Source organism: Mucilaginibacter endophyticus (assembly GCF_003351025.1).
Lineage (GTDB): Bacteria > Bacteroidota > Bacteroidia > Sphingobacteriales > Sphingobacteriaceae > Mucilaginibacter > Mucilaginibacter endophyticus.
Genome location: NZ_QPCG01000010.1, coordinates 22,014 through 34,634 on the forward strand (window position 1 = coordinate 22,014; position 12,621 = coordinate 34,634).

9 protein-coding genes are annotated in these 12,621 nt (G+C 43.1%); 5 read left to right on the plus strand and 4 right to left on the minus strand.

Annotation, left to right across the window (positions count from 1 at the left end; genetic code table 11):
• Nucleotides 1-401: 401 nt before the first annotated feature.
• The 4 genes from DUL71_RS28295 to DUL71_RS32435 all read right to left on the minus strand — a co-directional run bounded on the left by DUL71_RS28295 (nucleotide 402) and on the right by DUL71_RS32435 (nucleotide 5,657).
• A complete protein-coding gene (locus tag DUL71_RS28295; RefSeq protein ID WP_114941310.1) occupies nucleotides 402-1,157 on the minus strand; it encodes an SDR family oxidoreductase in 756 nt (251 codons plus the stop codon).
• Between the two features lie 81 nt (nucleotides 1,158-1,238).
• The gene (locus tag DUL71_RS28300; protein ID WP_114941185.1) at nucleotides 1,239-1,661 is read right to left on the minus strand and encodes a cupin domain-containing protein; all 423 of its coding nucleotides are present in this window, start codon (nucleotides 1,659-1,661) and stop codon (nucleotides 1,239-1,241) included.
• 270 nt (nucleotides 1,662-1,931) lie between these two features.
• Entirely contained in the window at nucleotides 1,932-2,690 is a 759-nt protein-coding gene (locus DUL71_RS28305; protein WP_114941186.1) for an SDR family oxidoreductase, read from the minus strand.
• Between the two features lie 285 nt (nucleotides 2,691-2,975).
• A complete protein-coding gene (locus DUL71_RS32435; RefSeq protein WP_208645670.1) occupies nucleotides 2,976-5,657 on the minus strand; it encodes a sigma 54-interacting transcriptional regulator in 2,682 nt (893 codons plus the stop codon).
• Nucleotides 5,658-6,077: 420 nt separating this feature from the next.
• On the opposite strand from DUL71_RS32435, the gene DUL71_RS28315 reads away from it, so the two are divergent.
• The 5 genes from DUL71_RS28315 to DUL71_RS32735 all read left to right on the plus strand — a co-directional run bounded on the left by DUL71_RS28315 (nucleotide 6,078) and on the right by DUL71_RS32735 (nucleotide 12,615).
• Nucleotides 6,078-7,979, plus strand: a complete 1,902-nt coding sequence (locus DUL71_RS28315; RefSeq protein ID WP_114941187.1) for a sigma 54-interacting transcriptional regulator — start codon at nucleotides 6,078-6,080, stop codon at nucleotides 7,977-7,979.
• 68 nt (nucleotides 7,980-8,047) lie between these two features.
• Complete coding sequence (locus tag DUL71_RS28320) at nucleotides 8,048-10,378, plus strand: sensor histidine kinase (protein WP_114941188.1); 2,331 nt, start codon at nucleotides 8,048-8,050, stop codon at nucleotides 10,376-10,378.
• Nucleotides 10,379-10,627: 249 nt separating this feature from the next.
• Entirely contained in the window at nucleotides 10,628-11,836 is a 1,209-nt protein-coding gene (locus DUL71_RS28325; protein WP_114941189.1) for an NAD(P)/FAD-dependent oxidoreductase, read from the plus strand.
• Nucleotides 11,837-11,888: 52 nt separating this feature from the next.
• Nucleotides 11,889-12,341, plus strand: a complete 453-nt coding sequence (locus tag DUL71_RS28330; RefSeq protein WP_114941190.1) for a DoxX family protein — start codon at nucleotides 11,889-11,891, stop codon at nucleotides 12,339-12,341.
• A 103-nt stretch (nucleotides 12,342-12,444) separates the two neighbouring features.
• Nucleotides 12,445-12,615: an NAD(P)-binding protein gene (locus tag DUL71_RS32735; protein WP_208645671.1), complete on the plus strand. Its 171-nt coding sequence runs from the start codon at nucleotides 12,445-12,447 to the stop codon at nucleotides 12,613-12,615.
• Nucleotides 12,616-12,621: the final 6 nt, after the last annotated feature.

Below are 12,621 nucleotides of genomic sequence, written 5' to 3' on the forward strand. Positions count from 1 at the left end.
ATTAAGGATCAATAAACTACGGAAAAAGTTTTTGTTTTGTAAATATACCTTTAAAAGACGCAAAGCCAAGGGCAGTCTGACAATAGGAAATTATAAGAATCAACGAATGAAAAAAGTTATAATTGGAATTGCCGGGATGTCCTGCACATATATCATGTTTTTATATTATGTATTTATCCTGGACATATATGAAGTCATAAAAATGCAAAACCTGCACTCAATTAAATATTTTTTCGCAAACAGCTTTGGTAAGAATTTGCGATTTAAAAGTCCTCTAAAAAAAACAAATTTTCCGGCCGAAAACGGCCGGAAAATACAAAGTGGTCTGCATAATAGACACAAACCATAATTTGGGGATAAAAAGACAGGTGTGCTTATTTCTCTCGTCCGGTACCCATAATTTAATTTTTTGCCGCGTTACTGTCAAGCCACTGTGAGAAACTTGTTTTACCTGTATAAGCCTCTCCTGCCGGAACCAGCGCCGACTGCGGAACCGGGGCAGCAATGTACACCCTATCGTTGTTGGCGATCACCGTACGCTGATCATTGACGGCTTTCAGGTAATCATCGGCAAAGAGATCCATACCTTTACGGTCAGGGCCGGCTATATCAATGATAGTGTTAGCAGGTTCCTCCAGAGCAAACCTGGCGATCAGCGAAGCTACGTCTGCAGCAGCGATCGGCTGAAAATCCAGTGTTGAAAGATGGACAACCGTTCCCTGGGTCGCTATACTGGTTAAAGTAGGTACGAATTCATGAAACTGGGTGCTCCTGACGATTGTATAGGGTATGCCAGAAAGTTTTACAGTATCTTCCTGAACCTTTTTTGCCTTCATGTAACCAATGTTCTGCATGAGATCGTTGCCAACGATAGACAATACAATATAATGTCCGATATCAGCCTTTTTACCGGCTCGGACCAGGTTAGCGCTGGCAGTCCTAAAAAAATCCATAACAGGCTCATCTTCAAATGTTGCAGAGTTTATGAGATCGAGAACAACATCGGTCCCATCGAATGCTGCGTCCAGACCTTCACCGGTGATCGCATTGATGCCTGAGGATGTAGATGCCGCTAAGACGGTATGACCAGCGTTCTGTAATTCCTGAGAGACCTTAGAGCCGATCAGCCCGGTCCCCCCAATAATTAAGAATTTCATAAGAATCGGTTTATTGCATGTGTATTTGAGTAATATAATATGATGATGCCGGTGCGTATCGGTATCATCCTTTAAAGACATTTATTTTTTTTCAGGAACTAAGAACGGTTTTCCGGCGTCCCCTACGAATATGGCGAGTAATTTTGCCGGTTTAGTTTTGCTGACATTACGTGTTCCGTTATGCAAACCATTAGGCTCCTCATAAAAAGTATCACCTGCTTTGTAACGATAAACCTTACCCTCGAAAGTGGATTCGAGTTCCCCTTCAAGAACATAACCGAAGGTTGGGATCGGGTGACGATGACCGGAAGACTGTTCACCGGGACCAAATGTTACGACAACCATTTTGAACTCCTGGTTTTTAAGAGACTCCGTGTTCAGTATCTTTGAGAAAATAACTTTTGGAGGTGTCGCAGTTACCGTTTCATGTCCAGCATGTTGAGCACTGACTTTATTAGCAAAAAATGTGGCCAAAAGGATTACTGGCAAAATTACTTTTTTCATTTTATTAAGTGTTTATGCAATTGATAGTTGCAATTGCTGTTGCAAATTTATTTCAGGTTTTGAACCATCTGATGGTCCAGGCATTCTAATTAAAATGGTCCAGAACGCTGTTCATTGGATCCGGGTGACTTCTTCTTGGTATCTGATCTCAACGTCTAAGGAATGCCGCCACCCTGTTCTCAACGACACATAAAAACAATGAATGAACCATACACCTTTCGGCGCAAAAACAAAAATATCGCTCAAACCGGGCAGCAGGCATTTCCTTCATCAGGCGTTTAGAGATTTCGCAGAAGATTCCGCAAACCAGGAATCAAATGTTTGTGCGGCAACCCAATCGGGAAATTCTGGTGACAGACGCGCATCATTTACGAAAACACCGTCATACCCTATTTTGTCATCAGTGATTACTTTTCGGCTGTCCCCTATTTTCTGAAGATAGCGTGCAACGATTTCCGGAAGAATGAATCGTTCTGGACCAGCTATGTTTTTGATCCCGTTCAACGGGGCAGATAATGCAGTCTTAGCAAGCTCAAAAGCGACGTCTGCAGATGAAATTGGCTGAACAGTTGCCGGAGTAAGGTGAATTATACCCTCCTGGGTATAGAGATCTGCAAGAGTACCTAGAAATTCAAAAAACTGGGTTGCTCTGACAATGGTGTAAGGAATACCACTGTTTCTGACAATCGATTCCTGGTTTGCCTTCGCACGGAAATAATTGCTTTCTGTAAGTTGCGGAGTGCCTACAATAGAGAGCACAATATAATGCTTTACCCCGGCCTTTCTTGCCGCTTCCACAAGGTTGTTGCCCGAAGTCTCAAAAAACTGCAGCGATTCGTTATAAACCGGCGCATTTGAAACGTCGACAATAACTTCAGCGCCTGAAAGCGCATCAGCAAGGCCTTCGCCCGTAACGCTGTTAATTCCGTTTGCCGGCGCAGCAGCTATCACTTCGTAATGATGCAGCCTCAGATTGCTCACCAGTTGGGTCCCGATCATTCCGGTTCCACCTATGACTATTATTTTCATATTAAGAATTATTTTTTTGCCTCCGTTCAATCGAAGCACAACTTGATTTCCCCAGAGAACGCAAGTGACATTCCAGTTTTTTAAAAAAACTGATTACCAATTAATTACAATAAAGCACTGCAGATATTCCACGCTATATAAAGCGGATTTCATTCCACGCACGATATTTGGCTACCTTTTGTATACCGCTAAAAAAACCGGATCGCTCCGGTTTTCAACAATTAAATGTGACGGGTGATTAGGATGGGTAAGGTATATTTCCTGACGGTGCTGAGTTCCTATTAGTTATAAGGTATGACCTCTTTTAATGCCTAACCGCCTCATTTTGGAATTCAGAGTCGTGGGGGGGACGCCAAGAATCTCTGCAGCGTTTCCGATGCCGGCAATCCTTCCGCCGCAATGGTTTAATATATTGAGGATGTGCTGGCGCTCGTGCTCATCGATAGTTCTTAGTATTACCTGTTCTTCTTTTCCAGGTACAAATACTTGCTCTACTTTCATAAGCGGCAGAGGAACCTGTTTGATGATATTCGTGTTTGCCAGTAAAATACTTCGTTCGATCATATGCTCGAGCTCGCGAATGTTTCCAGGCCAATGATACCTTTTCAGGTCTAAAAGAGCATTTGGTCCTATTCCCTGAATATTTTTACCGCATCTTTTACTATACTTTTCGATGAAATGATTGACCAGCACCTCTATATCATCGCGCCTTTCACGTAAAGGAGGGAGGCTGATCGGAAATATATTCAAACGATAATACAAATCCTTTCTGAAACGCCCGGCAGACATTTCCTCTTCCAAGTCCCTGTTCGTTGCTGCAATAATCCGGACATCTACGGCTATGGTTGTTTTCCCGCCTACCCGCTCGATCTCTTTTTCCTGCAGAGCCCGCAGAAGTTTTACCTGAAGATCCAGCGGCATTTCACCTACCTCATCCAGAAAAAGCGTACCGCCATGAGCGAGTTCGAACTTACCGATCCGCCTTTCTGTCGCTCCTGTAAAACTTCCTTTCTCATGACCAAAAAGTTCACTTTCGATTAGATTCGGTGGAATTGCGGCACAATTAACCTTGATCATCAGTTTATTCTTTCGTGGAGAATTATTGTGTATAGCCCGGGCAAACAATTCCTTTCCCGTTCCGGTTTCTCCAAGGATCAACACAGTACTGTTCGACCTTGCCACTTGTGAAACCAAATGGTATACACTACGGAGGGATTTACTCGTTCCGACGATCTCAGAATTATTGAGAAGTGTACTGATCTCTTCAAAAAGATAGGTTTTTTCTACTTCCAAACGCTGCCTGTAGCGATCCGTTTCCTTAAGTTGGTTTTCGAGCTTTTGATGCGCCGTTATGTTGGTGATGATGATGCCTAATTGAGAACAAAAACTGTCGAATATTTGTCGTTCAGCACTGATTGCGCGCATTCCTTCGCAGGTCATCAGTAAAATACCAACCGCTTCATCGCCTATCGTGATCTTTGCTCCGACAAGCACATCATCGTCTGTCGGCGTGAGCAGGTCCTGAAAAACAGAATTTTCAAGACTATTAGCAGGAAATCTCAACGGGGTAGGACTTTTCATGATTTCCCTGAAGAGCTCGTGATCCAGGGAAATCTCATTCGCACCATTAGAACGGAATGCCTGATTTTTTACGAATTCATGCGCATGGTCGTAGAAAAAAAGTCGACAGGAAGACCGATCCTCCGAAATAACCGTTATGGCAAACTCTCGGACCTGCAACAACTCCTGAATTTGTTTTTTGATAATCTGGGACAGTAACCGGATATCTTTAGTCATTCTTAACTCAATTCCGAAAGATAACATGGTCGATTTTAGCCAAAGTAATTTATTGACTTGCTGCAACGCAAGAATATTGGATACAGCTACCGAGATCTGATGACCGATACCCGTTAGTAACGCCATCGTATCGTTGTTTAACTGCGTCGCTTTGTCGAAAAAGAAAACAAGAATACCCAGTGTTTTTTCTTCAGTTCGAAAGCCATGCCCCCACAATACTTTGATTCCACATTCCTTGTTGACCCGCAGGTAGACTGGCAAATCTTCCGACGCGTAGTCCTCCAGATTAAAACTAACGGTATATGGCGTCGCACTCATTTTCCTGGTAAAAGCGTCATTTAATTCGAAGTTTTTCGTTTTTAATTTCGGATATTCCGGATGGTCTTTGGATTTTGAATGCGGATCCAGCGAAAAAAGATTGTAAGACTTTCTCGACTCATCATATAAAGCAATCGCCGTATGACTGAAACCAAGGTACTTTTTCAGATGCTGGCTTAAGGTCAGCTGCAACTGTTCCTGGTTCCGCACCTTGGCAATAGCAATACTAAGGGACAATAGGAGATCACGCTCTTCCTGTTGTTTACTGATTGTATTATTGACTATTATTCGATTTACGGTTTGACTAACCTGGTCGCAAAAAAATTGCATAGATGGGGTCCTGAAAGAAACAGGCACCCTTTTTCCTTCAAAAATAAACAGACAAATGCCGATTAGCTGCTTACCCAGCCGCAAACCGATAATTTGATGTAAAAACGAATCCTTGAAATATAATTTTTCTACAAAAAGATCAATAGCCAAAGTTGATACCAAACGATCAATATCAATTGGCAGCTCCGAGGTAATCCCATTCCTGAATTGTTCCTCAAATCCACCGATATGATTGAAGGGAATTTCCGGCCTGAAACAAACAGGCACCATTCCCATGAGCTGATCCTGTTCAAGAAATATGTTTCTAAATGATGCTGTCTCCCGTGATATCGCATAAATACAAAATTCTTTAGTTCCCAAAACTGGCGAGATGAGGCTTTTCAGCATTCCAAATAGTTCAGGCGCGGTTTGAATTGTAGCGAGAATTCTACTGAAGCTGGACAAGGAGTCCAGTCGTTCTGTTGATTCGGCAAGCCATGATACATCTTCAATCTCCTGCGAAAAATTTAAAGCTCCTGACATAATTATGATAATTTTAATAAACAGGTTATATACAATTCCCGTTAGAGCGACTCTAAAGGTGTGCCACATTTAAAAAGGTCTTATATGAACGTTTGGATTCCGTAACAGCCGAAATATCGTCTCTCAGGCAATTTCATCCGACTGCATATCGTCTGCAAGACACGATACCAGCCATGCCATATTTTAATCAATTCAGAATTATTTTTCCAAATTAAAATGTGTTTGAAAAGTCGGGGATTTATCCCGAATTTAGGTGTATCTATCTTGAGGAATAAGAAAATTTAAAGTACTAATCACAAGCGTAAAACAAGACTATTTCATTCAGTTTTTTACGTAATTGCTGTTTCGGATCACCGGGCAACAGGAAAGTGTAACTGAAAAATAACATGAGACTTACGTAAATAAACACCGGCATCTATTATGAAAAAAATACTGATCGTGGAGGACGAATCACTCGTTTCACAACATATCAAATCGGTATTATGGAATTCAGGCTTCAAAGTTAGCGGGATCGCAGATAACGTTGAAGAAGCCTTTGCATTGATCGAGGAGTATCATCCTGATCTCGTATTAATCGATATCCAGCTGAAAGGAGATCTTAACGGAATAGATCTCGCAAGGTCGCTCACGTCCAAAAATCTACCTTTCGTCTTCCTGACAGCAAACTTTGAAGGAAAATTACTCGAACAGGCCAAAGAAACCTTGCCACTGGGTTTCATCGTCAAGCCTTTCCGGGAATATGACCTGTTGACGACATTGGACGTCGCATTTTACAGGCATGAGCACATGATGGATTCCAGATATAAAAATGAGCAGGAACTGGATATCAAATTGAAGAACATTACAGATGAATCTGGCGATCTCAAGGCTTTGCTAATAAAGATTGCCGAAGCCATACAGCACCACGTTCCCTTTGACTACCTCAATATCGTAAAAATCAACACAGCTACTTCCGGCGAAGATTATGCAGGGTTACTAAGAATAGGTTTTGAGGAATATCAATATATTGAAGACGGAGGCTTTAGAAACATAACAGGGTATACGTCAAATGAGATTCAAAATGATTTAAATAGCCATAATACCTATAAAAAACCTCGAATATTCAAAGAAGCGGAATTTTCCAATTTGCTCCGGGGGAATACAAGAAGCCAGTTGATCTCCGATATATATAATATACAATCAGCATTCTTTTTTCCCATGGATACCGGGGAGCCAGTTGTCACCCGACTGGAGTTTTACAATCGGAGACCTAACATTTATACCATACAGCATGCAGTACTCTTAACCCGTACCCAGGCAACAATGGCGAACTTATTTACTGATACTGTCCATGGTAAAGGCCATCAGGCGCTAAGCATGAAATTACAGACAATTACAACAATGAATTTTGACGGCATGGTCGGCCAAAGCCCAGAAATGTTATCGGTTTTGGACAAAATCGAGATTGTTGCTCCCCTGGATACTTCTGTTCTGATCCTGGGCGAAAGTGGCACAGGGAAGGAACGGATCGCCCGAAGCATTCATCAAAGATCGAACCGTAGGGACCGCCCGTTGACCGTGGTAAATTGCGCCTCTTTACCCGTGAACCTAGTTGAAACAGAACTTTTCGGCCACGAGAAAGGAGCGTTCACCGGTGCTGTTGAGCGGCGCTTAGGTAAATTTGAAATAGCAGACGGTGGAACTATTTTTCTAGACGAAATCGGTGAACTCTCGATGGATATCCAAGTGAAATTACTGAGGGTGCTCCAGGAGCAGGAGATCGACAGGATTGGCGGTAGGTCGCCGATCAAGATCGATGTCAGAATCATCGCAGCAACTAACCGTAAATTGGAAGCAGAGATGGAGGCGGGCCATTTCAGGCTAGATCTTTACTACCGGCTGTTCGTGTTCCCGATTACAATTCCGCCCCTTCGTGACCGGCCCGGAGATATTGTAGCATTAACCGAATATTTCGTTGACAGATATGCTAAAAAATATAAAAAAGCGATCAGTGGGGTTTCTAAAGAATTGATGGACCGGATGTCCACTTATCCCTGGCCTGGAAATGTAAGGGAGTTGGAACACTTTATTGAGCGCTCCGTACTTTTAACCAGAGGGATGCTCATCACAGATGCAGAACTACCTCAACAGGTGAAACCAACGGCACCCGGGCCGACATCACGCCCTGTGTTGAAGACTATTGATGAAAATGAAAGAGATTATATTCTTGCAGTGCTCGAAAATTGCCACGGGCGAATCCGCGGCGCCAAAGGTGCTGCCGAAATCATGGGGCTGCCGCCGACCACACTCCATTCTAAGATGAAGCGGCTGGGAATACGTTGAGAAATTTGCAGGTGTATCTGATGGCGGCTTTTTAACAAAACAAACGATAGATCAAAGAGAGAGACGGAATGCGCATCACTATTGGGAAATTACTGATTTGCCTTGCATTGGCAGCAATCTGGCTCAGCACATCAGCGCAAAACCGCGACCGGTTATTGCAGAATCTGAAAAGCTCTGGTGTCGACAGTAACCGGATCGTCACACTATTGAAACTGGGGAGATATTATCTGGATAAACCGGGTGATGATAAGATTGATATGGACAGCACAGCTTTCTATATCAATAAAGCTGCAAAGCTCAGTGAAGACCTGCACCTGACTTATTACGTTTATGAATGCGTTCTTGCTAATGCATGCCTCACTGCGACACTTCACGATTTTGAAAAGGCGAACCGGCTATTCACGCAAGCTGCCAGGTATTATGAAAATTCAGGGAACAAAAGAAAAGCTGCTGAGATTTGGGAATTATACGGTAACTGGATATGGTACGTGGATACAGAACATTCGGACTTCAGGGCAAAGGCTTATCTCAATGCTTACGGCATTCTGAGTAGCCTCAATGAAAAACAAAAAGCGGCTGACATTCTTGGACAGGTTGCCGATGCATACCTGCGCGCTGGCAAACTGGACGCGGCTGAGAAAGCAATAGAGTCGGCTATTGAGCAATATAAATTGCTAAAATATTCGAAAATCTATTACGGTTACTACATACTTGGCGAAATACTTTATCGGAAAAACGATATTAAAAAAGGGTTGATCGCAAGAATTGAAACTGCAAATAGTTTTGACAACGATCCGACGGGAAAACCGCTTGAAGGAGCACGTTTTTATTTTAATCTCGCCGGAGCGTACTACAACGACATGCAAAACCAGAACGCGCTTGAGGCGTATGTGAGGTGTATGGAATATGCCATAAAGGCGGGTGCAAAAGATTATTATTATTTGTCTGTGAGGGGCGCTGGCTTATGTTACAGTAAATTACATCGTTTTCATGAAGGAATTACTTTCTTCGAAAACAATGATGACCGGTTTCCGAAGAAATCCCCGTATGACGAAATGTTGATACTCTCAGCAAAATTACAGCTTTATACACAGGGAGGGCAACTACAGAAAGCCGCTGCGCTCATCGGCCCGTTCCGAAATGTGGCTCATAAAGTCCTGGCTGACATTGGTAATCAGACTGAGTACTATAAGATTGACAATTACATTGCCATCTCAGACCCCCTTTTAAGATATTTTATAAAGGCTGGAAAATGGGATGATTTTCTGAATTCCCTGAGGCAACTGGAATCTTTGCCGAAAACCGGTCAATCGATTCTGATCAAAAGGCGTATGCTGGATTATAGTTACACCCGGGATTCCATCAGCGGAAATCTGATGGCTGCGCTCCGAAGATACAGGCAAATTACGCGAATCAATGACTCTATCAACAATGCAGCGGCAACGAAGCACATTCGGGAACTTGAGGCCAGGTATCGGTCTCTGGCTAAGGATAAAACGATCCAGGGTCTCCATAATGAATCGCTAATGCAGAAAGAACGGCTGCGGCGGCGATCAACGCAACTCTACAGCTCATTGATCGGCTCACTTCTGTTCCTTATTCTGACCTGTACTTTATATTATGCCTATAACCAGAAGAAAAAAGCAAACGTTGCGTTACGCAGCAAGCAGGCCCAAATTAATGAACAAAACCATCAGCTTTCTGCTCTTCTGACCGACAAGGAAACATTGATCGAAGAAAAAGATTCGCTCCTTGTCGAAAAGGAGTTGTTGCTAAGAGAGGTCCACCATCGCGTAAAAAATAATCTCCAAATTGTCATTAGTCTGCTCTATAGCCAATCTTCCCATTCAAAGAACCCGGAAGCAATAAGGGCGATTCGTAATGTTCAGGATCAGATACAGTCGATCTCAATTATTCATCAAAAACTTTACAAAAAATCGGGAATCTCGACGATACGCCTGTCGGAATATGTTCAGGATCTCATCGGCTATCTTTCCGGAGTCTACATGCCCAAGCTCCGCAAGGTTAAAATCACCCAGGAATTGGATGTGATTGACCTCGATACTGGCCAGGCGGTACCGATTGGTCTAATCATGAATGAAGCGATCACAAATTCGATAAAGTATGCGTTTAGTGAGTCTGGTGGTGAAATAAAGATCATTGCCAAATACCTGCAGCCGCGGCTTGTTAAACTGGTTATCGCTGATAATGGGCCAGGATTCAGGGATATAATGAAAAATGATCCACCGTCACTTGGACTTGAAATGATGAAAGCCCTTGCCCGACAGATCAACGGGACCTTTGAATGGAAAAATGAAGGGGGGGCTTTGATTTCTATTGTATTCAAAATAAATAGCCATGAGTTCTCAATGCTGGAAACCGGGATCCTACCCAGGTAACATCGCACGCCCAAGACTGAATATAACGCCATTTTATTACTTTCTTTTTCCTCCCATTTCCACATACCATTTCCATGCGGCTGCGACCAATCGTCACAGAGAGTAATCCCCGCGATATAACGCCATTGCTAGTCCGGACGACCTTTAGATAAAAATCTGGCGCACAATAAATTCCAGCATGGCACTTCTATTGTTTATGTTGTCAACCAACTTTAGCGGAGTCATACAAGCTTGAGAACTTATGGAACTATGAAAAAAAAACTTGTCGTCATCGGTGCTGGTTTTGCAGGGTTTTGGAGTGCTCTGAGTGCCGTAAGGCAGAGCAGGGCACTCCAAAAACAGGATGAACTGGAGATTTCAATGATCAATCCGGACGAATATTTAACGATTAGGCCTCGCCTTTATGAGGCTTCACTGGAAGGGCTGAGAATCGAACTCGCACATTATACAAAGCCGCTGGGTATAAGACGTATTACCGGTTATGTCAATCTTATTGACCCTGCTTCCCATTTTTTGTATATAACCTCTCTAAAGGAAAAACTGGTATTGAATTACGATTATCTTGTATTGGCAGCAGGAAGCACCCTTCAATCGTTCGACATCCCAGGTATGGAACTCACATACAACATAGATACTTTTGCAGCCGCGAAGAAACTGGAGAACCACATGATAGATCTCGCTGGTAATGGGTTCCGGGCAGATGGCTCGGAAAACTTTGTTATTGTCGGTGGAGGGCTCACAGGTATAGAAGCTGTAACCGGCATTATAGGAAAAGCGGAGCATATCAGTCATTACTATTTAGATGCGTTACCATCTTTTAAAGCGATTGTCATCGAAAGGAAGGCTTCTATAGCAAGCGAATATTCTATAGAAGCACGAAAGTATATCCAGGGCATTATTTCCTTTAAAAACATTGAAGTTATCACCGGAACGGCCGTATCGTCGATTGAGCCGCGAAAAGTTCACCTCAGTAATGGAATGAGCATCCCGACACAAACGGTCATATGGACCGCAGGGATGCAGGCAAGCCGGTTGACAGAGTATTTTTATGGGGAACGGGATATGTACGGTCGGTTGAAGGTTGATCAATTTTTAAAATTGCCTGGATATACCAACGTAATTGTCGCCGGAGACGCAGCAAACGTGACAGTTGATAACGGATTAACAGCTCCAATGGCATTTCAGTACAGCAACTTCCAGGGTCGATGGGCTGGGCACAATGCAGTGAACGACATGTTCGGAATGCCTTTGGAGAAATATATCCAGGAAGGTTACGTTACTTGCCTTGATCTCGGACACGGCGAAGCGCTTTTTACAAGAGGCTGGGAACGGGCTCTTGAACTGACGGGTAGCGACGCGAGCAAAGTAAAAACATTCATCAACACCCAACTGATCTATCCGCCTGCTGATGCTGAGGATGCCGTTACAGCCTCATATCCCGAAATACCTGAATTTTGAGTTCCGCTAATTCGAACTTTTATCTAAACATTTAATTATTAAATATCATTTTATGAAACAAAAAGATTACGCTCAAATTTTGCTCCGTCTGTCGATTGGTATCGGCTTTCTTTCTGCCGTTCTTGATAGGATTGGATGGCTAGGCGGACCGGGGAGTCATAATATCAATTGGGGAAACTGGCAAAACTTCCTTAATTATACCCATGTCCTTATCCCCTGGGCCTCGCAGGGACTGACCAGTTTTTTGGGTCTTATTGCTACCATTGCCGAAGCACTGATCGGGGCGCTCCTGGTGCTCGGCTATCAAACTAGGGCCAGTGCGGCCGGGGCCTTTCTCCTCACTTTGACTTTCATATGTTGCATGATTTTTTCGGTGGGAATGAAAGCCGTGTTCAACTATTCTGTCCCATCTGTATGTGCAGGAGCATTATTGCTTTCAGCTTTTACAGATTTCAGGTGGAGCTTGGATAATATCGTGAAAACCAGTGACAGTATACTTAAATAAAGGCTCAGATCGTCATACCGACGCGGATTTCCGGCGCCGAAATAGTAGTCAGCGTCGGATGCTGTTATCATTAATCCCCAATGCAAACCGATTATAATTAGATATGAAAAATTGTACACCTCAAAAGCACCTGGTGATCGTTGGTGGTGGATTTGCAGGACTTAACCTTGCTCAACATCTTATTAACGATAAGAAATTCCGCATTACGCTAATAGATAAGAACAATTACAATTATTCCCCCCCCTGCTTTATCAGGTTGCAACTTCATTTTTAGACCCAT

Bases quoted from the DNA above. Each gene is read 5' to 3' on its own strand.
- DUL71_RS28295 (WP_114941310.1), bottom strand. From the start codon at position 1,157: ATGAAATTCTTAATTATTGGGGGGACCGGGCTGATCGGCTCTAAGGTC.
- DUL71_RS28300 (WP_114941185.1), bottom strand. From the start codon at position 1,661: ATGAAAAAAGTAATTTTGCCAGTAATCCTTTTGGCCACATTTTTTGCT.
- DUL71_RS28305 (WP_114941186.1), bottom strand. From the start codon at position 2,690: ATGAAAATAATAGTCATAGGTGGAACCGGAATGATCGGGACCCAACTG.
- DUL71_RS32435 (WP_208645670.1), bottom strand. From the start codon at position 5,657: ATGTCAGGAGCTTTAAATTTTTCGCAGGAGATTGAAGATGTATCATGG.
- DUL71_RS28315 (WP_114941187.1), top strand. From the start codon at position 6,078: ATGAAAAAAATACTGATCGTGGAGGACGAATCACTCGTTTCACAACAT.
- DUL71_RS28320 (WP_114941188.1), top strand. From the start codon at position 8,048: ATGCGCATCACTATTGGGAAATTACTGATTTGCCTTGCATTGGCAGCA.
- DUL71_RS28325 (WP_114941189.1), top strand. From the start codon at position 10,628: ATGAAAAAAAAACTTGTCGTCATCGGTGCTGGTTTTGCAGGGTTTTGG.
- DUL71_RS28330 (WP_114941190.1), top strand. From the start codon at position 11,889: ATGAAACAAAAAGATTACGCTCAAATTTTGCTCCGTCTGTCGATTGGT.
- DUL71_RS32735 (WP_208645671.1), top strand. From the start codon at position 12,445: ATGAAAAATTGTACACCTCAAAAGCACCTGGTGATCGTTGGTGGTGGA.